Origin of the sequence: Bradyrhizobium sp. SRL28, assembly GCF_018596315.1 — a bacterium.
GTDB lineage: Bacteria > Pseudomonadota > Alphaproteobacteria > Rhizobiales > Xanthobacteraceae > Bradyrhizobium.
On the sequence record NZ_JAHEAG010000009.1, the window covers coordinates 1 to 23,003 of the forward strand.

At 59.1% G+C, this 23,003-nt stretch carries 15 protein-coding genes and 3 pseudogenes; 8 read left to right on the forward strand and 10 right to left on the reverse strand.

Translation table 11 applies throughout. From position 1 onward, the window contains the following. Window positions 1-1,206: 1,206 nt before the first annotated feature. The 4 genes and pseudogenes from KIP88_RS19805 to KIP88_RS19820 all read right to left on the reverse strand — a co-directional run bounded on the left by KIP88_RS19805 (window position 1,207) and on the right by KIP88_RS19820 (window position 5,031). Complete coding sequence (locus KIP88_RS19805) at window positions 1,207-1,623, reverse strand: YodC family protein (RefSeq protein WP_249790887.1); 417 nt, start codon at window positions 1,621-1,623, stop codon at window positions 1,207-1,209. A gap of 495 nt (window positions 1,624-2,118) precedes the next feature. Further along, window positions 2,119-2,716 (reverse strand): annotated as a pseudogene (locus KIP88_RS19810) (superoxide dismutase). Window positions 2,717-3,146: 430 nt separating this feature from the next. Beyond that, the gene (locus KIP88_RS19815; protein WP_214489636.1) at window positions 3,147-3,686 is read right to left on the reverse strand and encodes a hypothetical protein; all 540 of its coding nucleotides are present in this window, start codon (window positions 3,684-3,686) and stop codon (window positions 3,147-3,149) included. A gap of 565 nt (window positions 3,687-4,251) precedes the next feature. Next, window positions 4,252-5,031 carry a DUF3050 domain-containing protein gene (locus KIP88_RS19820; RefSeq protein ID WP_214489637.1) on the reverse strand — a complete coding sequence of 260 codons (780 nt, stop codon included), beginning with the start codon at window positions 5,029-5,031 and terminating at the stop codon, window positions 4,252-4,254. Window positions 5,032-5,461: 430 nt separating this feature from the next. Here KIP88_RS19820 and KIP88_RS19825 point away from each other — a divergent pair, with 430 nt between their 5' ends. From KIP88_RS19825 to KIP88_RS19835, 3 genes are all read left to right on the forward strand, one after another. Beyond that, the gene (locus KIP88_RS19825) at window positions 5,462-6,028 is read left to right on the forward strand and encodes a hypothetical protein (protein WP_214489638.1); all 567 of its coding nucleotides are present in this window, start codon (window positions 5,462-5,464) and stop codon (window positions 6,026-6,028) included. Then, a complete protein-coding gene (locus tag KIP88_RS19830; protein WP_214489639.1) occupies window positions 6,019-6,444 on the forward strand; it encodes a helix-turn-helix domain-containing protein in 426 nt (141 codons plus the stop codon). Before KIP88_RS19825 ends, KIP88_RS19830 begins: the two co-directional genes overlap by 10 nt. Before the next feature lie 836 nt (window positions 6,445-7,280). After that, window positions 7,281-7,754, forward strand: coding sequence for an SgcJ/EcaC family oxidoreductase (locus tag KIP88_RS19835; RefSeq protein ID WP_214489640.1), 474 nt, complete (start codon window positions 7,281-7,283; stop codon window positions 7,752-7,754). Window positions 7,755-7,881: 127 nt separating this feature from the next. On the opposite strand, the gene KIP88_RS19840 is transcribed toward KIP88_RS19835, so the two are convergent. Together KIP88_RS19840 and KIP88_RS19845 are read right to left on the reverse strand one after the other, a co-directional pair. Further along, a complete protein-coding gene (locus KIP88_RS19840; RefSeq protein ID WP_214489641.1) occupies window positions 7,882-9,117 on the reverse strand; it encodes an efflux RND transporter periplasmic adaptor subunit in 1,236 nt (411 codons plus the stop codon). 35 nt (window positions 9,118-9,152) lie between these two features. Beyond that, entirely contained in the window at window positions 9,153-12,362 is a 3,210-nt protein-coding gene (locus tag KIP88_RS19845) for an efflux RND transporter permease subunit (protein WP_214489642.1), read from the reverse strand. Window positions 12,363-12,690: 328 nt separating this feature from the next. Between KIP88_RS19845 and dmeF the strand changes: the two genes are divergently transcribed. After that, window positions 12,691-13,623 carry a CDF family Co(II)/Ni(II) efflux transporter DmeF gene (gene dmeF / locus KIP88_RS19850; protein WP_214489643.1) on the forward strand — a complete coding sequence of 311 codons (933 nt, stop codon included), beginning with the start codon at window positions 12,691-12,693 and terminating at the stop codon, window positions 13,621-13,623. A gap of 167 nt (window positions 13,624-13,790) precedes the next feature. Here the strand turns inward: dmeF and KIP88_RS48195 are convergent, their stop codons facing one another. Beyond that, window positions 13,791-14,258 (reverse strand): PepSY domain-containing protein, encoded by a 468-nt coding sequence (locus tag KIP88_RS48195; protein WP_308163595.1) that lies wholly within the window; start codon window positions 14,256-14,258, stop codon window positions 13,791-13,793. Between the two features lie 324 nt (window positions 14,259-14,582). Here KIP88_RS48195 and KIP88_RS19860 point away from each other — a divergent pair, with 324 nt between their 5' ends. After that, entirely contained in the window at window positions 14,583-15,527 is a 945-nt protein-coding gene (locus tag KIP88_RS19860) for a DUF1259 domain-containing protein (RefSeq protein ID WP_214489644.1), read from the forward strand. Window positions 15,528-15,928: 401 nt separating this feature from the next. Here the strand turns inward: KIP88_RS19860 and KIP88_RS19865 are convergent. Next, window positions 15,929-16,589: pseudogene (locus tag KIP88_RS19865) on the reverse strand (IS30 family transposase); the annotation flags it as partial. Window positions 16,590-16,875: 286 nt separating this feature from the next. After that, window positions 16,876-17,202: pseudogene (locus KIP88_RS19870) on the reverse strand (recombinase family protein); the annotation flags it as partial. Window positions 17,203-17,580: 378 nt separating this feature from the next. Here KIP88_RS19870 and KIP88_RS19875 point away from each other — a divergent pair. From KIP88_RS19875 to KIP88_RS47880, 3 genes are all read left to right on the forward strand, one after another. After that, a complete protein-coding gene (locus KIP88_RS19875; RefSeq protein ID WP_214489645.1) occupies window positions 17,581-18,789 on the forward strand; it encodes an MFS transporter in 1,209 nt (402 codons plus the stop codon). Between the two features lie 760 nt (window positions 18,790-19,549). Then, complete coding sequence (locus tag KIP88_RS19880; RefSeq protein ID WP_214489646.1) at window positions 19,550-19,849, forward strand: hypothetical protein; 300 nt, start codon at window positions 19,550-19,552, stop codon at window positions 19,847-19,849. Between the two features lie 46 nt (window positions 19,850-19,895). After that, the gene (locus KIP88_RS47880; RefSeq protein ID WP_283848519.1) at window positions 19,896-20,030 is read left to right on the forward strand and encodes a hypothetical protein; all 135 of its coding nucleotides are present in this window, start codon (window positions 19,896-19,898) and stop codon (window positions 20,028-20,030) included. Between the two features lie 567 nt (window positions 20,031-20,597). Here the strand turns inward: KIP88_RS47880 and KIP88_RS19885 are convergent. After that, on the reverse strand, window positions 20,598-21,221 hold the full coding sequence (locus tag KIP88_RS19885) for a ParB-like protein (protein WP_214489647.1): 624 nt from the start codon (window positions 21,219-21,221) through the stop codon (window positions 20,598-20,600). Window positions 21,222-23,003 lie beyond the last annotated feature (1,782 nt).

Consider the following 23,003-nt stretch of genomic DNA (forward strand, 5'->3'; position numbering starts at 1 on the left):
GTCGGCGCGACACCCTTGCGGTCCATGCAAAGCTTGACGAACTTTTGAAAGCGACGCGCGACGCACGAACCGAACTCGCTTCGATTGACGAAAGAGAGCCAGAGGTGATCGAAAACATTCGAGACCGTGAGCGGCGCGAAGCGCAAACAAAATAGACAGTGCTCAACTGCCATTGACGGCTGTGTAGTTAGATGTCCCTGTGAAGGCTGGCGGGTCCCGGCGGGGCTCAAGGCGATGCGGTCGCCGATTTTGAAGCCACCGGCCGGCTTGTAGAGCTGGGGCTGAAGGCGAAGGTGAATAGTGGCGAATACCCGACACATCTACTCGAAAGAGGGGGAGCACGTCTATTATCGCGTCGGCGACAATATCTATGAACCCGGTGGAGTCCGCGCGTTTTGGGTCAGCGGCACTTGGTGGCATTCGCACGAAGGCGGGGCCGAGTACTATGAAAGAGGAAACTGGATATACAGCAAAGACGGCGACCGGGTAGTGGAGCAGACCGGAATCTTGGTGGGCCGCCCGATGCCATCCCCCGGCTTGTCGAGCTAGGATTGAAGGCGAAGGTCAAATGACGTCAATCGAGCTCAAGCCGGGCGATCGGGTGCGTTTAAACGAACTGGGCGCCTCTCGTAGCCCAAAGATAAAGGTTCGCACTGGAGTAGTAGTCGCGTCCTCCGACAACAGAAGCGGCGGCGCATCCATCGGCGTTCTATTTGATGGGAATAAGCGACCGACTACCATCCATCGGTCCTACGTTGAGCTCGATGACGTCGGGGCAAATGACAAATGAAGTTCTGGCGTTGGCTTCAAGACGCACTTGCACCAACAGGCCCACCGGTGTTTTTGGTGGGAGTAACTGCTTTTCTTATTTCCGTTCTGATTTCCATTTATATGCGCTCGCGATAGGTTAAGACGGCTGGTCGAGCTGGGGCTGAAGGCGAATACCGAAGGCTGATTTGCGATCTTGCGAACGACGGGCGAGCGGCATGAAAGGTTCGAAGATCAAAGAGCACGTCTGCCCGGCCTGCAATGGAACGGGCTACCCAATCGTGAAGCAGCCAGTGCAACCAGGTCGCAAAATCTATCCCGTCAAGTGCACGTCCTGCGACGGCAAGGGAAAGGTCACGGACGCCAACTGAGGTCTCGTTGCTCCCGATCCTGACGACGCGAGCCGGCAAGTAAATTGCGTGCCGGAAAGCATTTGCATCAGTAGCCGCAGTGGAATTTGCCCGTGAACGATACTGATCCCGATGGACAATGTTTTTCATAATATCGATCGGCCGCTCGTTCTTCGTCTTGCTCTTGGCTCAAATTAGCCGGGGGAGGAACTGTTACTGGTGGGCTCAGCACGGCGATGGGGAAACTTTCAGATTTGAGATCGCCGTCCCCGTCGGTCCACGAGCAATTCACCTGATCGCCTTGGACCGCGGTAACGGTCATCAAGGGCCCACCTGAACGCACTCGAACAAGATCGCCATTGTGCAACGGAGAAGCGGAACGGCTCTGCGCTGCAACTTGGGAAGGAGGAGAAGCAGAAAAGGCGGGTATCGCCAAATACACGTTAACCCCAATTCCAAGCATTACTGCAATTGCAATCGAGCATGGTCTCGTGCGCGCCAGCATGTTAAGCTCCCGTTTCACAGCTCATGATCCGACCCCCGTGCAGCTGACGTAGGTTCGCAATCCTCAGAATCCCATTAAATTCTGCTTTAGAAGGACCAAACGCCCAGCTTGTAGGCCATCCGCCGGCTGTAGAGCTGGGGCTGAAGGCCAGGGGGAAGTGAAATTCTGGCGTTGGTTGCGAGACGCAGTCGCGCCTAAGGGGCCGCCGGTGTTCTTAGTAGCAGCCATCGCATTTCTTATTTCCGTTTTGGTCTCGATCTATATTCGTTCGCGGATAGGATGAAACGGCTTGCGGGGCTGAAAAAGAAGTGAGCACTGCGAATGACGATAAGAGCCCGATGATCGATCTTCTTACCTGCATTGTATGTAAGGTGACGATGAAGATTGCGAACTCCACCCCTGAATCCTCAGGCAGCGACTCAGTTCAATATCGCTACCGCCATTAGCGGAAGTTGGTCACGGCACGCATGATATGGCAGAGCTACCGCCTGCGCTCTAGGTTTCCCGGCTATATTGCTCGTACAGTTTGGCGGCGTTGTCCCAGCGAATAGCTTCCATGTAGACGTCGACGTAGCGCGCGGCCGCCGCACCGTAGTCCATGTGATAGGCGTGCTCATACATATCGAGCACTAAGACCGGACGACCGCCTGCAAGCGTCGTGGTGTGGTCGGCGGCCCATTGGTTGACGAACCGCTTGTCGCGAGGTGAGTACGCGAGGATCACCCAACCCGAACCACCACCTTCCGCCTTGCCCATCGCTGCGAACTCGGATCGCCAGCGCTCCATACTGCCGAAATCACGCGCGATGGCATCAGCAACCGGTCCACTGGCCATTCCGCCACCACCAAGCCCTTGAAAAATAGATTTCGTGGAGGATCATCGAGTTTGAGGCCACAAGTTCCTCACGCTTCAATCCGCTGATGACGAAATTCGGAGCCTTGGCGAAATCAAGCTCTGCCAGTTGGGTGCCAATCGCATTGAGGCGCTTCACCGCGCCGACATAGTTGTTCTCATAGTGGCTAGTGAGCACTTTTTCCGAGATGCCCGTGATGGTTTTTGGATCGAACGGCATCGGTTTGGCTTGGTAGGGCATCGCTTTAGCTGCGGCCTGCAGGTTGCCCTGGGCAAACGCCTGTGTTTCGGGAAGCACGGCCGTCGATACTGCGGCAGCACTTGCGGCCTTGAGAACGTTTCGGCGATCGGTGGTCATGGTCATCGGACTCTCCACGTGTTGATTGCCCCCATGGTAGAAGTCGCTCGTGCAGGTTCAAGGCACGACGGCTCAATCTCCGCAGGCGCGGAGAGCCGGATGTTGGCGGAAAAACGCACAGCCGTAACGGCGCAAGGCATTGGGTCTGATGGGCGTACCCATTCAAGCCAGATCCAGATCGCTTCGGGGCAAGACCAGCATCCAGGAAAGATGGCCTCAGCGCTCTCTCGCGCCGAGGTTATCTCGCGGCCAGATACTCCATCTGTTAGCTGCCCGTTCCAGATCGCGATCAACATCAGTCTGCGACGGCCCATCAACCGCAAACCTGGCGGGGTTGCAGGCGCCAGCCATGCTTGCTGTGCACGCGTCGCTGGACCACGTAGCAACTGCCGTCGTCGCCGTATGAATCGCTGTAGGCATACGGATAATAGCCATACGGATAGTCGTAAGCGTAGTCGTCATAGTAATCGTACGGGTAGAAGCCGAAGCCGAAACGCCGCCCGAAGCCGCGATCATGAAATCCACGGCCGTGGAATCCGCCACCACGAAATCCACCTCCGTGGAAACCACCGCCATCATGGAAACCGCCCGCCATGCCGCCTCCATGGAATCCGCCAGCTATGCCGCCGCCATGGAAACCGCCTCCTCCGAAGCCGCCACCGCCAAAGCCACCGCCGCCCATGCCGCCCCCGTGGCCGCCACCACCACCGCCGCCAAAGCCGCCGCCGCCCATGCCGCCCCCGTGGCCGCCGCCACCGCCGCCACCTCCACCGCCACGGGCCAACGCCATCGTTGGCGAAACTAGGCCAATGGACGCAACTGCCAATAACGCGATCACTGTCTTACGCAACATGACCATTCTCCGTCAGAGATATTTCGCTCCCAACCAGGACCGGGCTTTCGAGATGGGAATCATCTTCGAGAATCGCTACCAGCTTCGACGAGTCCGTTACTCAACTCTCCGCGAGCCACGCCTGATTAAATTTAAATTTAGTGAACGAGTTGTTCGCGCCGCGCGCGCGGGGCGGCCGAAGCGCGCGCCCACTGTTGCAGATGTAGCCTGATCTGGAATTTCGTAGCAAACATCTGCTGAAGTAGAATCCGAATTGGCCTTCCTGGATGGCGGCTACTTTCGCAACGACTAGCAGAACGGCAACGTGTCCATGGAACATCGTTGGCACCGTCACCATCGGATGCACCGCGACGCTATTAATGTATGCCGCTTTCAAAGGACCAATTCTCCGTCCGAGATAGGGTGCTGCCGCCGCGATGGGTGAATCACCGCGCGACAGAGAACACCCCGCCGCCTTTCGCAGGGAAGCGGCGGGTATGTTTCTTGCTTTCTTAGCTCGCTCGTCGCGAAGCCATCGGAACTCCGCCCCTCTGTCGTCCGGCGGATGACGTTTTGGGCATGGCCTTCACGCCGCGCGCTTGTCGCGAAGTGTGCTTAACGTGCCATTCCAAAGCTCGATCCGGGCCTTGATGCTGTTGCACGCGGCGCGCAGAGCCCGCTCGTCCCTTTGCGGCGAGCCCGCGACCAGAGCATCGAGCAACTCTCGCCCCATTGGACCGTGACTGTCGCCATCGAGCTCGATGTGCCGCTCGATGTAGTAGATGAAATGACGCAGCGGATCCTTGTCCTGCCTTGCGCCAGGGAGGGTCTTTTGAAGTCTGCTGAACATCTCCGGGATGACGTCCTCGCGGCCGTGAAAGAATGCTGCTACGACCTCTTCCGTCGACCCGGACTGGGCCAGCATCATCGTATGCTTGACGAAGGCCTGGACATGAGGCGGCACGCCGGTCCGCACCATAGCCGTTTCGACCGAAGTACCGCCTCGCGCCATCGAGCGAAACGTGTCGAATTGACGGGTGCTGGCGCCGACGTCCGCCATGGCGCGGAGGTAGAGATCGAGGTGGCTGACATAGGAGCCGTCCGGATCGACATCCGTCTCCTCGCCGATCACGATGTCGTTGATCAAGCGCGCAGCCTTAGTGTTTTCCGCCGGGAACCACGGCACTTTTGTGCACGTCAGGTCTTGCTGCAGCCGCTTAAGGAGCGACATGAAATCCCAGACGGCGAAGACATGATCTTCCATGAATCGCCGCAGATCCTCGACGGAAGCGACCTCCGCGTAAACGGGATGATCCAGCAGCTGCGTGCGAAGGGTGTTGAGGCAGTAACGGTCCTGTTTCGGCATGTTTGACCTCTATTTCAGCATGTTTGACCTGAGCTCTGGTTGAAGTGTGAGCCCGGCTTCGGCGACCTAATCCCGCGCAGCTAACGTGCAAGTATCTCAGAGCCGTTAGTGCGCGCCGGTACTCATCAAAGTGCGTAATCGTTCTGTCCAGAATTATTCCACGCTGCGATTGGTGCTGTAACAACGACGTCAACTGCAAAAGTCCGCAGCGCGACGCCTGGTTTGAAGCCGACGGGGTTTGTCGGCTGATGATCAATTTGATCAGACGTGATCGCTTATGTCCTCATTTTGGCTCACGAGCATGCGAGTCCCTTTGCGTCAGCGGACGGCTGCAGATAGCTCGACGTCTGCAAAGCAGTACGGTGCCGACACCGTTTGCATGTCTACTCATGCATGCCGTTTCGGTCGCCAACCAATCGGGTTTTCGAGGATGGATGGTCCCATGCCACGAAATGCGGGCGAGAATGTCGCGCTGCCAACTCTGGATTATGAGACGTGGAAAGAACTCGTGCGCGCGATGGGCGGCCGGTTCAATCCGGAAGGTATCGATCCGAAGGCATTTATCGGCTGGCTGCGGCCCATGAGCGTCTTTGGGCTAACGGCAGCCGAGGTTAGTTCTAATGCTCAGCGAGTCGAGCGGACGCAGCGGGATGTTCGCCTCGATGGCGCGGACCACTACATCGCGATCTTTCAGTTCGCCGGCCAGTCCGCGATAACCCACAACGAACAGGCCTTGCGATGCGATGTGGGCGATGTCGTGCTGGTCGACGTGGCTCGGCCCGCGACGTTCTTTGCGAGCGTGGGGGCCGAGTTGTGGAAGTCCGTAGCCCTTGTTTTGCCGCGACGGTCGCTCGTTTCCCACCTCGGATTCGAGCCACGCGGCGGGCTTTACCGGCGCGGCGGAACGGCTGCCGGGCGCCTCCTCCTGATCTCATCCGGAATCCCGGCGAAGACGGAGGATCAGCCCACTCCTGTGCCAATTCCCACATGCGATTAGCTGTCTATGATCTTGTCGGCGCCCTCTTTGCACCGGTTGATCCGGCGCCGTCGCGTCATGCGGACAAGCTGTTCATGCGTGTCCGCAGCATCATCAAGGACGGTTTCGCGGATCCGGATTTTTGTCCGGACGAAGCAGCGGCGAGAGCGGGGATATCATTGCGCTATCTGCAGAAACTGTTCACGCAGCGCGGTTCGACCTGCAGTGAATTCATCTATTCGTTCCGTCTGGATCAGGCCGCACGTCTTCTGCATCGCCGGGCGGAGCTGGCCGCAAATCAACACCTCAGCGAGATTGCTTACGCTTGCGGCTTTCGCGGCTACGCACATTTCGCGAGAAAGTTTCGGCACCGGTTCGGTCACGCACCAGCTGCACGTCCCGCAGGGTATGTTCACGCCCGGCAGCAGCCCGAATGAGCGTGTGCCATCGGCTCACGACGACAGGTGAGCGATTAGCAGTCTTGGATAGTCCGTCAGATTCGCGTTGGCTTCCGGGGATGGAATAGCTCCTCGACGGATTGTTTCGGGTCCTTGATCCGGGAGCGATCCTTGCGATCGTTCTTCTGTGCCTCGAGCTTCTGCAGGAAGCGAAAACGGGGCGACCGGGTCGCGTGACCCGATCGGCCGTGCTTGGTCATGCCGAAACCCTTTTGGCCGCCGTGCGTCATTTGATCACTAACGAAAGCTGTGTGCCTAATCTCTCGCAACCGGGAAGCGGCCACGGGCCAAGCTTCATGCGGTTCGCCGAAACCATGATCACGTGAGAAAGGATAGCCCTGATCGTCAAAAGGCGCGAGGTGGAGACGGTCAGTTTGCGAGAACAGAATGCGGCAGTGCGGCGTGCCTGCTACCCAGGAGCCGTTGTGAGCCGTCGGGAGTTCCAGTCAGGGGAGCGCTACCGCCCTTCCCCACACCCGACAAACTTGCGCTACCTCCTTCGATCATCCGCATGATGCAGTTCACACGACATTGAGCCAGCTCTTGAATTTCTTACGTGCGGCACCGACGGCGCGGTTCCGTCGCGTCGTTCTGACTGCGCGCCAATCACTTCCGGTTTACCCAGATAAGCAAACATTTTCAGAGCCGATCGGTACTTCGCGGGCCAACTTCGGACGCGCGCACTGGATTTCTTCATCAGCAAAATCCCAAGTCGCCCGAACCGACCCACAGAATGAATCGCCGGCGAGGCATCTTTTGCAGTAGCGCAGCCGTGGTCTGCCCTCCATCTACCTACTATCTCGAGGAGACCCGAAATGAACAGATTGCTCACCCTAGCCCTGCTAGCCCTGCTGGCCGGCGCTACGGCCACCCCGGCCCCGGCGGCGAATGTCACGGAAACGGAATTGATGCAGGCGGCGACCGCGCTGGCTCAGCAATATGACGCCAATTACGCCGCCAAAAATCCCGCTGGCATGGCCGCGCTCTACGCCTCGGACGGCGTGCTGGTCGCACCGTCCGGCTCGATCGTGCGTGGCCGGCAGGCCCTCACGACCTATTATGCCAGCCGCTTCGCCTTCGGTGCCCGGGGCCATGCGATCAAAGTCGTCGAAGCGCATGTCCAGGGCAATGGCGGGTACGGCCTTACCCAATTCACCGTCACTGTGCCGGGAGCGAATGGCCATCTTCGCGAAGAGCACGGTAGCATCGTCGTGGTCTATCGACGCGACGCCGATGGATGGCACATGCGCCTCGCCGAACCGAGCGTGCCGGAGTCGGCCGACCAATAGACGGCAGTGACAGCGCCCCGCAGGCGTTACGGCCGAGCGCGACCGCGCCTAAGGATGGATACTTCCTGATGCGGTCAACACACCAAACCGTCACTGCATAAATTGATTCAGTCTCTATGCCGTGATGCTAGGAGTTCTTCCGGACCATCTGCGGCTGAACCGCCGTTCTCAGTGGCGGGATGCCCTTGGTGCTTGCCACCACCGGCGTCTCCTCCGATAGGCCCGCAGTCACCTCGATGCGACCGTTATCGGTGAGCCCCGTCTTGACGGCGAGGCGTGTGATGCGATTGTCAGTGATGGTGTAGACAAAGTTGCCGTCGCCATCCGAACCTACAGCCCCGGTGGGTACGGTAAGTGCATCGGGACGCCGGTTCATCTCCAGTGAGACCTCCGCATACGTGCCGGGATATAGCCGTTCCTCCGAGTTGGGAAGGTCGATCTCGGTGCGCATGTTGCGAGTCTCAGGGTCGAGACGCTGCGAGAAGCGAGTTACCTTACCGATGAACGGCTTTCCGTCGAAGCCAGACGGCTTGATGATCGCCGGATCGCCGACGTGAAGGTGAGGTACGTCGTTCTCCGGAACGTCGCAAAACACCCGGATCGTGTCGATCCGCTGCACCGTGAACAGCGATCCCGCAGACGGCGTCGTCCGCGTCGCCGTGGCGGCCTGGACCAAATCGCCCCGGTTCACTTGGCGCCGCGCCACCACGCCATCGAAAGGCGCCACGATCTGCGTATAGGCGAGCAGAGCCTTGATCTTCTCCACGGTCGCGGCGGCGACGTCGACCTGGTTGGCAGCGAGGTCGCGGTTCGACTCCGCAACGCCGAGATCCGCCTTGGCGATCTCCGCATTGGCGTGCACCTGGTCAAGCGTCCGGTCGCTAATAAACTGCCGTCCCTCGCCCAACTGCTCCCGGTCTCTGGCCAGGGCATTCTGAAGCGCCAGGTCCGCCTTGTTGTGGTCCAGTTGACGGCGAGCGCTCTCTAGCGAACTTTTCTTGGATGCGAGCTGGGCCTTGGCTTCGGCAAGTTCCTGCTTCATTTCGGGAACGTCGATCACCGCGAGCACTTGACCCGCCTTCACGTGATCGCCGATGTCGACGCGAACGTCGGACAGGTATCCGGAGACTTTGGCGAAGAGGTCGGCTTCCTCAAAGGCTTCGAGGGTGGCGTTGGTTTGGAGACGGTGAGCCATCGTAACGCGGCGTGGACGCAGAACCTCGACCCGCGGGGGGCTATCCGCCTTCGTTAAATTCACCGGCGATGGCGATGCCACCAGGTGCCGCCCGGCAACGATGCCCGCCGCGCCGACAGCGACCACGACTACCAAGACCTTTATGCCGGTTCGACTCGTGAAATTCATTGCGTTCCGCCTTTAGAATTCGTCTCGCTGTTCGCTTATTCCGCCGCGTGAGCATGGTGCTCAGCGCGTCCATCGCCATTCGAGACCGACCTGGGCCGCGGCTCCGACTCGAAATAGCGACTCTGCGGGTCGTCAGGATCAAGCGAGGCCGAAATTCGGGTATGACGCGACTGGAGCGTGGCCAAGATCGCCGGCAGAATGATGAGGGTGGCGCACGTTGCGCCTAGCAGACCGCCGATCACTGCCCGCCCGAGCGGCGCACTTTGCTCTCCGCCTTCGCCTAGACCCAATGCCATCGGCACCATCCCGGCCAACATCGCGAAACTGGTCATCAGGATCGGGCGCAGGCGGCTCCGTGCGCCTTCAATTGCTGCCTCCCATGATTCGCGGCCCTCGACCCGGCTGCGCTCAGCGAAGGTCACGAGCAAGATGGCGTTTGCCACGGCCACGCCGATCGCCATGATCGCGCCCATGAAGGATTGAATGTTGAGTGTGGTCCGGGTGAGCCAAAGCATAAGTACGACCCCCGCGATCACGGCGGGAATCGTCAACCCCACCGCCAGGGAAAGCCGGAGCGATTGGAAATTGGCTGCCAGTACCAGAAGGATGACACCGACTGCCATCAAGAGCCCAAGACGCAGTCCCCCGAACATCTCCGCCATCGGCTGGACTTGCCCGCGCACGGTGACGTTTACCCGATCGGGCGGCTTGCCCGTATCGTTGATCGCCTGTTGCACGCGAGCTGCCGCGCGCCCAAGATCCTCGCCGTGAATGTTCGCGCTGAGTGTCAGCATTCGCTGCATGTTGTAGCGGTCATATTCGCCGAGCGCCGTGCCGTCGGTCACGCCGGCCACATTGCGAAGGTCGATCTGTTGGCCCGACCGGCGAGTAATGGGAAGGTTCTTCACCTCCTCCAAGGAGTTCATCTTGTGCTCCGGGATCTCGACCTGAACCTGATAGCCAATGCCGCTCTTGGGATCGGCCCAATAATTGGCGGAGGTGTAGCGACTGGATGACGTGCCTGCGACGACCGACTTCGCCACATCATCCGTCGTCACTCCCAGGACGCCCGCTCGCTCGCGGTCTACTGTGACCTTCACGGTCGGGTAATCGAGTTCCTGCTCGAATCCCAGGTCTCGCAACGTCGGCACCTGCGCAAGTTTCGCTCGCAGTTCTTCGGCGAATTGGCGGCTGTCGGCAAGGTTGGGCCCGCCCACCGCCACTTCGATCGGTGTCGGCGCGCCGAAGCTCATCACCCGGCTGACGATGTCGCTTGGCTCGAATGAGAAGCGTACACCGGCCAGTTCTTGGGGCAATTTCTGACGCAGCCGCTCCTTCAAGTCCTCGATGCCGATCCCTGCGCCGCGCTTGAGCTGCACCTGCAGCACCGCCTCCTCGGAGCCGGAACTCCAGAGGTAAATGGTATTGATGGGGTAATTGGGCGGCTGCGTGCCGACAAAACCGAGGCTGATTTCCACGTTGTCCGGCCCGACCTCGCGCTTGATCACGTCGAGCGTCTGCAGCGCGATCTGCTCGGTCCGCTCGATGCGCGTTCCCGCCGGAGCTCGGAGATGCAATTGGAGCTGGCCGGTATCCACGCTCGGAAAAATCTCGGTGCCGAGCGAGCCGCCGACCACGAAAATGATTGCGCCGCTGATAATGAGATAGGAAAGCACGATGCGTCGCCGTCTCATGATGAGGCGCAGGAACCGATCGTACCTCGCACGCAGCCGATCGAAAAACGTCTCTTGCGGCTTTTGGTATGTGCTGAGATTGCGCAATAGCCAGACCGACAATACCGGCACAAAGGTACTGGAAAGCAGGTACGACCCCACCATCGCGAAGCCGACTGCCAAGGCCAGCGGTACGAACAGGTTATGCGCAGCGCCGGTCATGAAGACGGCGGGAATGAACACCGCCAGAATACAAAGCATGGCCACGAACCGGGGGAGCGTCGTCTCGGCCGTGGCCTCGCTCGCCGCACGGGCAAGGCCGCGGCCATCAGCAAGACGGGTGTGGATATTTTCAATGGTGACTGTCGCCTCGTCGACCAGGATGCCGACAGCCAACGCCAACCCGCCCAGGGTCATGATGTTGATCGTCTGACCCGATACCCAGAGTGCCGTCACCGAGGCGAGGATCGCGAGCGGAATGTTCAAGACTACGACGAGCGAACTGCGCCAATCCCGCAGAAACAGCAGCACCATGAGGCCGGTGAGCACCGCGCCGAGTGCGCCTTCGACGAACAGGCCCTGGATGGCGCGCGTCACGTAAGCGGACTGGTCGAACTGGTAACTGACCTCAACGTCATCAGGAAGCACGGATTGGAAGCGTGGCAAATTGGCCTTGACGGCCTGGACGACCGCGAGTGTCGAGGCATCCGCTCGCTTGGTTACGGGGATGTAGACCGTGCGGCGTCCATTCACCAGCGCGTAGCCGGTCTGGATGTCGGCGCCGTCTTCGACCGATCCGACGTCGCGTATGAAGATCGTCTGCGTTCCGCGCGAACGGATGGGGATGTTGTTCAGGCCCTTGAAATCCCCGACAACGGAGTTGACCGGCACCATTGGCATGAGGTCGCCGATGCGGACGTTACCCGATGGGCTGACCGTATTTCCAGCACCCAACGCCTGCACCACCTCATCGGGGGACATGTTGTAGGAACGCAGCTTGTCGGGATCCAAGCTAACGAGGATGGTGCGCTGGCTCGATCCGAAGGGCGGCGGTGCCGACACGCCCGGCAAGGTCGCGAACAACGGGCGCACCTTGAAGAGCGCCGCGTCCTGAAGCTCGGCGACTGTTTTGGTCTTGCTGGAGAAGACGAGGTCGCCGACCGGAACGCTGCCACCGTCGAACCGCATCACAAAAGGCGGCACGGTTCCCGTGGGCATGAAGGCTCGGGCGCGGTCGACGTAACCGACCGTCTCCGCCGTGGCCTGCGCCATGTCGGTGCCGCGATGGAATTGGAGCTTGATCAGCCCTACGCCCTGAATCGATTTGCTTTCGACATGCTCGATGCCGGTGATGTAGAGGAAGTGGTATTCATAGTAATTGACGATGAACCCTTCCATCTGCGCCGGGTCCATGCCGCCGTACGGCTGGGCCACATACAGAACGGGCACCCCGAGATCTGGGAAAATGTCCCGAGACATACGACCGATCGCCAGAAAACCCACCAATGCAACGGCTACGACAATCGTCAAAAGCGAGATCGGGCGTCGCAGTGCAAACGACACTAAGTTCATGGTGCCGCCTCAGCCCGTTCTGCTCCGCCCGGACGACCGAGCGCGCCTCGATGCCAGCAATAGTTTTGGAAAAATGCAGCTCATATTTCCATCCACATGCTCAGCCCTCAAGATCCAACGACATCGAGTGGTGAGCAGAACTTGAACGGCGAACCGTCTTGGGATGGCCGGGGGTCTGCTGGCCCCGACGACCGAACCTGGCAATCAAGTTCGACCTTCTCAACTAAATTCGAATTCAGCTTTGCGGCCCTGAGGGTTCCGACCACTTAGAATTTTCGCGCGAGCGGCCCATATTCAGTACAGGAACGGATAATTCGCAGGTTCAACAATGCACTCACATTCAATTGACCAGTGGAAACACGATCACGTGTTCCTCGGTTCACAGCACGCCCGGAATGAGCGACGCACTTGGGTCGTGGTGGCACTGACCGCCATCATGATGGTCGGTGAGATCATGGCGGGCTGGTTGTCCGGATCGATGGCGCTGCTCGCCGACGGCTGGCACATGGCGACACACGCGGTGGCGCTCGGGATCGCCGGGCTGGCCTATCTGTTTGCGCGCCAGCACGCCCAAAGTTCTCGTTTCAGCTTCGGCACCGGCAAGTTCGGCGACCTCGCCGCCTTTGCAAGCGCGATCATCCTGGCGATGATCGCCGTTCAGGTGGCTTACGAAAGCGTGGTCCGGCTGATCCATCCGGTACCGATTGCCTATAGGGAAGCTATTTCGGTCGCGGTGCTTGGTCTTGCGGTCAACGTCCTGAGCGCCTGGCTGTTGCGCGATACTCACAGCCACCACCACGACCATGGTCATTCGCACGAGCATCATCATCACGACAACAATCTGCGCGCGGCCTATGTCCACCTGCTGGCGGATGCGGCGACGTCGATCCTCGCGATTGCCGGGCTCGTGGTGGCAATGTCTGCGCAATGGGTCTGGGCCGATCCGGCGGTAGGGCTCATCGGCAGCATCGTAATCGCCAGTTGGGCCTACGGATTGATCCGCTCTTGCGGCGCTGTGCTGCTCGACGTCAGCGCGGACAAGAACCTCGAAACCGTCATCCGTGACCGCCTTGAGACCAAGGGCGACCGCGTCACCGACCTGCATGTGTGGCAGGTCGGTCCCGGTCATCGCGCTGCGGTGATCTCGGTGGTTTCAGACCAGCCGCTGGCGCCTGCGGACTATAAGGAACGCCTCGGCGGCCTGCGCGGCCTCAGCCACGTAACCATCGAGGTGGAGACCTGTCCGAACCCGCACGCTTAGGCCATCCGGACCCAGCTGGCTCAACAACGGACATGCATTGGACGGGATCTTGTGCAAGCGACCCGGAAACGCCGAACACCTTCCCGGCCCGGTACTTGTTGATCTTGCGTTTGTCTAGCAGCAGACGCCTTGGCGGCCCATTGGTCCTGCGACGAGAGACCCAAGCTCTAGCGCCGTTCCTGGATTTGGCCGCTGCTGTCGACGACGAGAGACACTTCCTTGCCGTTTTTCATCGCCTTGACGGACGTACCTTCGGCGGTCGATTTGATTTCTCGGATTTGTGAATAACCCGCGGATTCCAGCTTGGCTACCAGCTCCTGCTGGGTCAGGGCCTGGGCAGGCGAGAAGACGCCAACCAGCAGCAGAGCGGCGAAAATGGTCTTTCCTATCTTCATGCTTGTCTCCCGAAGCTGCAAACGCTCGCGATAAGGGCCGACGATTGGTTTTGGTTCCGATGGGGCGCACACGGCTTCGTGATTATTTGCGTTTTTCACGTCAGCATTATCATTCACTGGCTCCTGTTGCGCGTGCGCCGCACGCGATCTAGGAATCGATTGCGGGGAAAGCAGACTCCCCTTCAGACGGTCTCCGTCCAAGCTCTGCGCAATGCTCGATTTGTCGAGGAGATTGCGCATGGACGAAAAAGGACCTTCGTTATCTGTCCCGGGCGTTATCTGTCCCGGGACTTGTGAACAGACCGGCTCTGATGCGGCGCCGTTAGGGGTGGGCGTTGGATGCCCCAGGGACGCGGGCAACATCCTCGTTTTGCCGACTTGCGACAAGTCCAACGACCGCCTGCCGAGTTCATGCGTGAGAACTCGTTGATCACCTATTCCGGCCTGAGCAGCGGGTTCGCGAAGGCTTCTCCATCGCGTTACGCGCAATGGGAATCGAGGTTGACGTTAAGCCTAGGGATACTGCCCCTGCTCCCTGCCGACCCAACCAAAGAGGATAACTAAATGCGTATCATTCTTCGGCTCATGGCATCAATCTTCGCGATTCCGCTTATTTACGGCGCGAACGCGCAGAAAATCGACTGGCAGGTTTTCGTGGAGCCGTTTGTCACCTCCGCACATGCCCAGCAAATCGACTGGCAAAAGGTCGACGACGTGTTTGGCAGGAAGCCTGCCGTGTCAGGTGACGTGCACCGGTATGGCTTTCCTCGGACCGATCTCGCCGTGACGCTCGACGGCGTCACCATCAAGCCAGCATTGGCTCTTGGCGGCTGGGTCGCGTTCAAGCCGATGCATGGGGAAGCCATGGTCATGGGCGACCTCGTATTGCTCGAGACCGAGATCAATCCGGTCATGCTCAAGCTGATCGAAGGCGGACTTGAGATCACCGCCGTTCACAATCACCTTCTGCGGGCGAACCCCGCGACATTTTACATGCATGTCGGCGGCCACGGCGATCCGGTCAAGATGGCGGCCGTTATTCGTGAGGCCCTTGGTGCAAGCAAGACACCATTGGCGACGCCAGCCGCGGCCACTCCTCCACCGGCGGTAGATCTCGACACGGCGCAGCTCGATCAGGTCATCGGCGCGAAGGGGCAGTCGAACGGCGGCGTTTATCAATTTAATGTGCAGCGGCGCGATCCGATCACGGAAGGCGGAATGCAAATTACTCCTGTCGGTTCGATGGGCGTGGCTATAGCGATCAACTTCCAACCGACTGGCGGTGGCAAGGCGGCAATTACCGGCGATTTCGTACTTACGGGCGACGAGGTAAATCCCGTCATAAAGGCGTTGCGGGCGAACGGCATCGACGTGACCGCGGTTCACAGCCACATGCTCGACGAACAGCCGCGCCTGTTCTTCCTGCATTTCTGGGCCAATGACCACGCATTGAAGCTTGCCCGAGGACTGCGTGCCGCGCTCGACGAGACAGCGAGCACGAAGTTCTAGATTGGGAAAAGGAAACGTACCGACTGAACTCGGCCAAGGGTCGAGGGCAGGTGTGATGATTGACGCTGCGCACGAGATAAAGAACAAGGCGCGCTGTCTTCCGCTTCACACCGAGGGGAATCTCATCATGAGAATTATTGGGATAACGCTGCTGTGCTTGTCAGCTTTCATGAGATCAGCGACGCAGCAGCTCAACAATCGAATAACTGCAAAGTGTGCAGCGACCAGCAACGAGCTGCATGAAACGTTATGCCGGACCGACCCGCAAGACTGAGTACCAGATGTGCATGAATCTTAGCAGAAGCGAAACGAAGTATTTGAAATTCTTTTGTCAAAGTACTCGGACGTTTGATTGCGTCTCGAGGGAGGCGCGACCTGAACGTCCGCTTTGCGCTGCCGGCTCAACCGGTCGACCCAACACAGGCGTTAAATCTCTCTGCTGGGGTTTCAAATTGCAAGGTCTCACGTGGTCGTTCGTTTAGCTGACGAGCCACTTTGTTCAGATGGGCTTGCGAATGCACCGACAAGTCGGTGCCCTTGGGAAAGTACTGTCTGAGCAGGCCATTGGTATTCTCGTTCGACCCGCGTTGCCACGGGCTTTGCGGATCGCAAAAAACGACGTCGATTTTGGTCGCCAACGCAAAGCGACGATGATCCGTAAGTTCCTTGCCCCGGTCCGAGGTCAGGGATTTGTATAGCTCCTTTGGTAGCTTCTTCGCCTGCTTGATGAGCGCGGTGACAACCGTCTGGGTGTCCTTGCCTGCCACCTTGGCCAACATCACGTAACGGGTATGACGCTCGACCAAGGTGGCGATGTAGGTGTTGTTCGGCCCGGACAGGAGATCGCCCTCCCAATGACCAGGCACCGCCCGATCTTCAACCGCCGCCGGTCGCTGACGGATTGAGACGATATCCTTGATATGCCCCCCGTTTATCGCCATTCGGGTCAACCGGCCTGGAGCGACGCATCGAGCGCTTCGATCGAAGATGGCTAAGCAGCTCTTTCTTGAGCACGCCGCGCGCTTGGACAAACAGGCTGCGATAGATGGTCTCGTGTGACACCTGATTACACTCGTCCAAAAGACGCTGCTGCTAATCTTCCGCCAAAGAACGAAACAAGCGATAGTCGCAGATCAATGCGGCCTCAAACCCACTACCGGAATCGCCTGTGAGTTTGGCGCGTGGAGGCGTGGTCCCCCACATCATTTTTCAATCGCCGCGCCTATGGCTCGGAGAGCTTGAGTCCCATCCCCCAAAACGACTTTTGCAACACTATCTTGGCAAAAGCGGACAAGGGCCGCCCTCGCCTATCCGTCCGTTCGGCGCGCCGAGATGCCGCTGTATCCTGTCAAGATGGCCGCGGCTCCTGCTTGAAAACACGCTGCACTACGCTCGTGCCGATGCGAATAATCTCCCGCTCGAACTCAGCAATACACCTAACATCTGAAACATCGCCTTGCCGGCGGTGGTTGACATATCGATACCTTGCTGATGAAGGAACAGGTCGATCCTTTTCCTGAAGCTCTTGCAGGATGCCGAGCAGATCGGTCAGCGATCGACCGAGCCGATCCACCGACCAAGCGGCGACCATATCGAACTCCTTGTCATTCACCGCCTTCATCGTCCCTTCTAGTCCGGGATGTTTGTCCCTGCCCTTGGCACCGCTGATGCCAGCGTCCTCGTAGACTTTCTAAATCTCCCAGCCCGACCGTTCCGCAACCGCGCTCAATTCGCGGCTTTGATTGTCGGTGTGATGAATGCCTTAAACCGCCACCTCGAAGCCGGCAGAAGTCAGCGCCAGCCGCCACCCCGATCAGCTTGAGCTGACCGCCGCGTACCAACGCCCAACCTGCTCGCATAAAATCGAATTGAGTTTTCTGAACGGCAATTTAATGGTGCCGGCAGGCCGGCCGTCTATCTTCAACTCTGACGGTAATGCTTGTGGACGCAGATAGCCTAGAGGTGTGACGCTTCATCAGTCCATCGAACCGTCGTCTTGCTGAAGTGCAAGGTTCCGGCGCCAGCACTAGCGCCGTTGAAACGGTAAACGCTCATGCCTCTCGCAACTAAATTTCCGGCCTCCACGAGCCGACTTCCTTTGCTCGCCCTCGCGTTGGCTTCGTTTGGGATCGGCACAACCGAATTCGTGATCATGGGACTGTTGCCCGATGTTGCCGGCGATCTTGGCGTCACGATCCCGCACGCCGGTCTCCTTGTGACCGGATATGCGTTGAGCGTGGCATTCGGGTCTCCTTTCCTTGCCATTGCAACGGCAAGAATGGACCGGCGGAGGGCGTTGCTTTTGCTGATCGGCATCTTCATTTTCGGCAACCTGCTTTGCGCGCTGGCTCCGAATTATGCCCTGTTGATGGCCGCGCGAATCGCAACGGCACTTTGTCACGGCGCATTCTTCGGACTCGGCGCTGTCGTCGCCGCCGCCCTGGTGCCGGAGCAGAAAAAGGCCCAAGCGATCGCAATGATGTTCGCCGGTCTCACCCTCGCCAATGTGCTAGGCGTTCCGTTTGGCACCGCACTCGGCGAAGCCGTCGGCTGGCGGAATACATTTTGGGCCGTGGTTGTCATCGGCTTCGCCGCGGCATTTACCCTTTACGCCTGGCTGCCGCGCGACATACCCGCTCCCCGCATGCAGTTCATCCACGAAGCAAGGTCGCTTGGCAGCACGCAGGTGATTTTAGCAATGCTGATCAGCATGGCGGTGTCTGCAAGCCTCTTCAGTGTCTTCACTTACATCACCCCGATTCTGGAGAACGTGACAGTGATCTCGCCGCACGAGGTCACGTTCATGCTGCTGCTGTTCGGCACTGGACTCACGGCGGGTAATTTCATTGGAGGGTGGCTCGGCGACTGGAAGCTGATGCCGTCAGTGATCGGCATCTTGGCGTTGCTGATTCCGGTCTTGGGCCTGTTCACGCTTACGACCGCATCGCTGGTGCCGGCGGCCGCGACGGTCTTCTGCTGGGGTTTCCTGGCGTTCGCCCTGGTCTCCCCATTGCAGATGCGCGTCGTCAACGAGGCAGCGCAGGCACCCAATCTCGCCTCTACCCTCAATCAGGGTGCATTCAACCTTGGCAACGCCGCAGGCGCCTGGGTCGGCGGTCTCGCCCTGACCGACGGTCTGGCCTATCGCGAGTTGCCGTGGATCGGCGCGGCTCTTGCCGCTGTCGCCCTCACACTCAGCTTTCTGTCCCGTCGGCTCGACGTAAAGGCGTCCGTCGCCGGTGCGCCGGAAGGCGCGCGATGACATCTGCGCTACCGCAAATTTTCTCGCCGACGCATCTGGTATCGGACCAAGTAGTCAAGCACCTTGGGCTTACTAACACTGATCGGCCTGTGTTGAGCGGCGATTGGAGGCTATCAGCCTAAGCCAGAGGCGGCGCTTCCGTTATACAGCCACTGCCGGGTCTCTTCGTCGGTCCATCCCGGAACCGCGAATCGCGGCGAGGGAGCAGTAACATGTTGGACCGGGTGAAGTGACCCGCAGGCGGTTTGAAGTGATGCACCGTGGCGGCGTTGGCAGAAGCGCACAAAGTGGTCAGTAGGCCCATGGCCAGAACAGTTCGCATCGTACTTGCTCAGTTATCATGGATGTCACGCCGACTATGTGCGCACTGGTGGCCACCGCGCCAAGCCGTAGCGGCTTCACGATTGGGTCGAATGCCTTTGATGCCGCTTGGCTCGCGTGCCTGTCAAAACGCACGGAATAAACTTCAATTTAATGGTGTCGGCGGATTGCGAACCTACATCAACTTCACGCACATCGACCAACGAATTGGGCCGAACGATCAAGAGAAAGGACCGGCGCGGTGATACCCCCGATAGTAACGCTAATCGTCGCAGTCGTAGGTACGGCTGGTATCCTCCTTAACGACTTCGGCCCAGGCAACGCCTCGCAGGGTAGTAGCAACGCGGGGATAATCACAGCCGCGGCGGTGTCGAGGGTCGGCGCAATCGAAATCCCCTTCGGAGCTGCCCGCCGGCCGGCGCTAACGAAGAGTCTCGGCATGAAAAAGCTTTCCGTTCTTTGCATCGCCCTTTGCGTTGGCCTTTCAACCACCGCGGCGTTCGCCCGCGGCGGCATGGGAGGAGCGCATGGCATGGGATCGTCTCATATGGGCATGATGGGTATGTCCATGATGGGCGGCGCGTTCGGCACCACCGCTGCGGCGCCCGGCACCAACTCGTCGGGCACTGCGCTTTCGTCAGATGGCGTGGGCCACCCCATGCTTGACACCAAGCCCGCTATCGACCCTGAAGACGCGAAGGTCGACAAAATGATAAATTCGATCTGCCGGGGATGTTGATGCCTCTGGCCTGGGGCGTTGCTACTGACCTCAAGGAATGTCAAAAATGATTGAAGCAGTCGCGGCATTTCTAACCCTGCTTAGCGCTGGTATCTTTGTCGCTCACGCGGTCGACGCTTACGCCCACATGGCGAAGGTCAATGAAGCGGTGCGCAATCGAGAAGATCACCAGTGCAGTTAAGTGTCGTCGTTTGCACACCCCGGTGGCGATTCTCCTTCACGGATGTTCGACTGCGGCAGGTCGGGGCAGCCTGTCGAGTTTGCCCATCCTTAAAGTGTAGCAGAGCGACGAACCTGGCCAACGTCCCCCCTCCGTGATCGATGACAAGCACCCCGAATTCTTCAAGACGTTTCATGGCGGAGCAGACGGTTCGCCGCGACAATCCGGTTGTGCGCGCGAGGAGCTTTTGACCAGCCAAAGCCCAATTGAAGCGCGGCGGGCCGGGTCTCGGTTGATGAACTGCAAGGCGATAATCAGGCCGATGAGCTTCTCAGAAGGGGAGAGTTCGGAGCCGATATCGATTCCATCCAGCGATCGCGAGCTTGTCGCCAGGGAATGGCTTCCCGAGGCAGCCCTTCCTACGCAGCGCTTCCGCGAAGCGGACTCACTTCGATCGTTCGATCGAGCTCGCCCCACCCTTCGTGTCAGCGTACGCTTGGAAGGCCTGTACACTTGATCAGGTCTGGACCGTTCGAATTCTGGCCCCACACTCCGGAGCCCGGAACGAACAGAATTGTGTACCTCCGCTCAGTCCAGGGATGCTGGCCCGCCCCATCCAGGAAGATAAATGGCTTCCTGACTCTTGGCAAACTTCATTGCCGTTATGAGTGCGCGATCAAAATCACGCTCAATGAGCCTGCGTTTGATTCGCCGTCGCAGAAAGTCCGCCCACAGAAACTCGCTGAACGGTGTCGTATCTTTGGCGAATCCCCCCGCGCGCCTCAATTCGCCGGCCAGAGAGCGGAAAGGATCATCCACGAGGTCGCGCACCGATTTCGGAATATCCTTGTAGTCGCGACGACGACCCTTGTCGTCAAACGGATGCATCCACCTGCGATTGTCGAGAACCCTCCAAAAAGTACCCGGGTCGACCATGCTAAGGTTGGCGACAACCGCAACTAACACATCTTTGACGCCCTCCTCGTGAAGTGCGCGCGTCAAATGATGATGATCAATAATATAAAGGCGATCACTTGGTCCCAGAATAACTGGAATCATGTGTTTGCCGAGAAACTCCGCAGCTTTCTTGCCCTTCTTCTCGCGCCAGCCTTTCCGCTTTCCCTCGACCTCGCGCATGCCTACGGTAATCTGGGTTGGGCGCAGGTCGGTGATACCTACCGGCTTAAGAACGGGTTCGCGGACCGCCACCATTGGATGCTCCTGCATATGTTGTCGCTTGTGTATCGCTGGGGACTAACGGCACGTCCGCTGGCTGGTCGAATACCTCGATCATTGAGCCCGTTGGCAATCTCGCTGGGTTGATCGCGACCAAATTCCGCAGCGCAGCGAAATGACGCGATGGCCACAACCGGGCTCACGCGCCCGCTTGAATTTTGAATGCTCAGCTGCGTGGGGCCGTACAAAGATTTCGGGCTGGTGGCAAATCGCTCCCAGCCCGAACTATTCGCACGCTTCCCACATTGCAGTGCCAGCGGCGCGTCCTCATCGATCGATCCGGGTTCGTTGCCTACCCGTTCAGCCAGATGCCGCGCCGACCTATCAATAAGACGACGCGGGTTCGCACGGGGGTCTGGTGTAGGGGTCCGATGCAAATGCGCCGACGTCCGGAGCGCGGACGCAGCCACGCCCATCAAGGGCGCCACGCGGGACGCTGACGTCGGCCCCGTTGGCGACGTGCCGATACTCCCGAGCCATCGCGGGCGTGGTCAACATGGCTGCGGCGATCAGCCCAGCCGACAGAACTTTGAATCTTGTCATCTCAGTTTCTCCATTGGATACAGAAGCCAAAACATTTTGGCGTCTGCTTTGAAAATGAGTGGAGCGACCGGCGGTTTAAATGAAATATTTGTTTATAGTCGTTCACCGCTGCGCGAGGTCGGCGAGGGAACCGATCACAAATTTTGGCCCCGCGTTCGTCACGCGCCGTTGCGCGTGAACGCGCCATCGGCGGCTATCCGAGGAGAGTTCTTCAACGGTTTGCGAAAAGCGACCGGTTGCCGACATTCGGAGAGCACCTGTGGATCGGCGGGCAAGACGCCTGAAGCTCCGAACATGATGAACGATTGAAACGGCCGCTCATGCCGTTCCATGTTGGCGTACGCGGCTCCGTCGGGCCAATTGACAGAAGCAGACCTTGCACGACTGCTTGGGTCTGTATTCGCGACCAGGTCGCGCCGGTAGCAAGTCGGCCAGGTCCGCCATGCCGCCGAAAGCGGAAAAAAATTCAAAGCATGAGCGGGTGGTCTCGTTCTATAACTCCGTGCCGCCGCCAAACAGCTCTTCGTAGTGGAACGGCGGCCGTGGCGGAACGGCGTAGTGAAAGGAGAAACCTTGAACATGTCGGCCCCAGCGACCGGGGGGAGCCACTGGGGCCGCGCTAGCAGTGCCTGTCTGAGGGAGAGCGGCACGATCCTGATGTAGGTTCGCAATCCGTCGGTCCCATTAAATTCTCTGTTAGATTCTCGGAGTGGCTTGCCATTGGCAGGCAGGATCCGCCGTTGTGAGCGCCGGCGGCTCCTTCTAAGACAGTGTGGGGCCCAAAATCTTTGCTGGCCGCCGGCCCCACGTTCTGCGGGTATTCGATCAGCAATTCTTGGACATATTCACATTGCGGACAGTCGAAGATTCGCATCAAGTGACTCCCGGGTTATGTTCGATCCGGGTTAGCATCATATGGCCCTGACACTTGGGGCAATGAGGCGGGCTTGATCGGAATTAGCTACAAGGCCGCCAATCGAGGCGGCCTTAGCGCGGCTCCATACTGGCGTCCATCCTGAACACTTCGTACGCCCTCCCCGACTTCGCTGCCGTTTCGTCGTGACGGTCAAACCAAGGTTTATCGCAGACGACCAGAAGATGTTATGCCGCAGAACGCAAGTGTGATGGAAGAAGCCACCCAAATCGAGCATGTTTCACGCAGAAGGCGCTGCGCTGAGCCGGGCCTCCGAGATCCGCAAAGTCTTGAATCGTGCG

Excerpts from the sequence above, each read along its gene's own strand:
- KIP88_RS48195 (WP_308163595.1), bottom strand. The coding sequence starts at position 14,258 with ATGCGCAATCTCCTCGACAAATCGAGCATTGCGCAGAGCTTGGACGGA.
- KIP88_RS19815 (WP_214489636.1), bottom strand. The coding sequence starts at position 3,686 with ATGTTGCGTAAGACAGTGATCGCGTTATTGGCAGTTGCGTCCATTGGC.
- KIP88_RS19875 (WP_214489645.1), top strand. The coding sequence starts at position 17,581 with ATGCCTCTCGCAACTAAATTTCCGGCCTCCACGAGCCGACTTCCTTTG.
- KIP88_RS19845 (WP_214489642.1), bottom strand. The coding sequence starts at position 12,362 with ATGAACTTAGTGTCGTTTGCACTGCGACGCCCGATCTCGCTTTTGACG.
- KIP88_RS19860 (WP_214489644.1), top strand. The coding sequence starts at position 14,583 with ATGCGTATCATTCTTCGGCTCATGGCATCAATCTTCGCGATTCCGCTT.
- KIP88_RS19825 (WP_214489638.1), top strand. The coding sequence starts at position 5,462 with ATGGATGGTCCCATGCCACGAAATGCGGGCGAGAATGTCGCGCTGCCA.
- dmeF (WP_214489643.1), top strand. The coding sequence starts at position 12,691 with ATGCACTCACATTCAATTGACCAGTGGAAACACGATCACGTGTTCCTC.
- KIP88_RS19840 (WP_214489641.1), bottom strand. The coding sequence starts at position 9,117 with ATGAATTTCACGAGTCGAACCGGCATAAAGGTCTTGGTAGTCGTGGTC.
- KIP88_RS19820 (WP_214489637.1), bottom strand. The coding sequence starts at position 5,031 with ATGCCGAAACAGGACCGTTACTGCCTCAACACCCTTCGCACGCAGCTG.
- KIP88_RS47880 (WP_283848519.1), top strand. The coding sequence starts at position 19,896 with ATGATTGAAGCAGTCGCGGCATTTCTAACCCTGCTTAGCGCTGGTATC.
- KIP88_RS19885 (WP_214489647.1), bottom strand. The coding sequence starts at position 21,221 with ATGGTGGCGGTCCGCGAACCCGTTCTTAAGCCGGTAGGTATCACCGAC.
- KIP88_RS19805 (WP_249790887.1), bottom strand. The coding sequence starts at position 1,623 with ATGCTGGCGCGCACGAGACCATGCTCGATTGCAATTGCAGTAATGCTT.
- KIP88_RS19830 (WP_214489639.1), top strand. The coding sequence starts at position 6,019 with ATGCGATTAGCTGTCTATGATCTTGTCGGCGCCCTCTTTGCACCGGTT.
- KIP88_RS19835 (WP_214489640.1), top strand. The coding sequence starts at position 7,281 with ATGAACAGATTGCTCACCCTAGCCCTGCTAGCCCTGCTGGCCGGCGCT.
- KIP88_RS19880 (WP_214489646.1), top strand. The coding sequence starts at position 19,550 with ATGAAAAAGCTTTCCGTTCTTTGCATCGCCCTTTGCGTTGGCCTTTCA.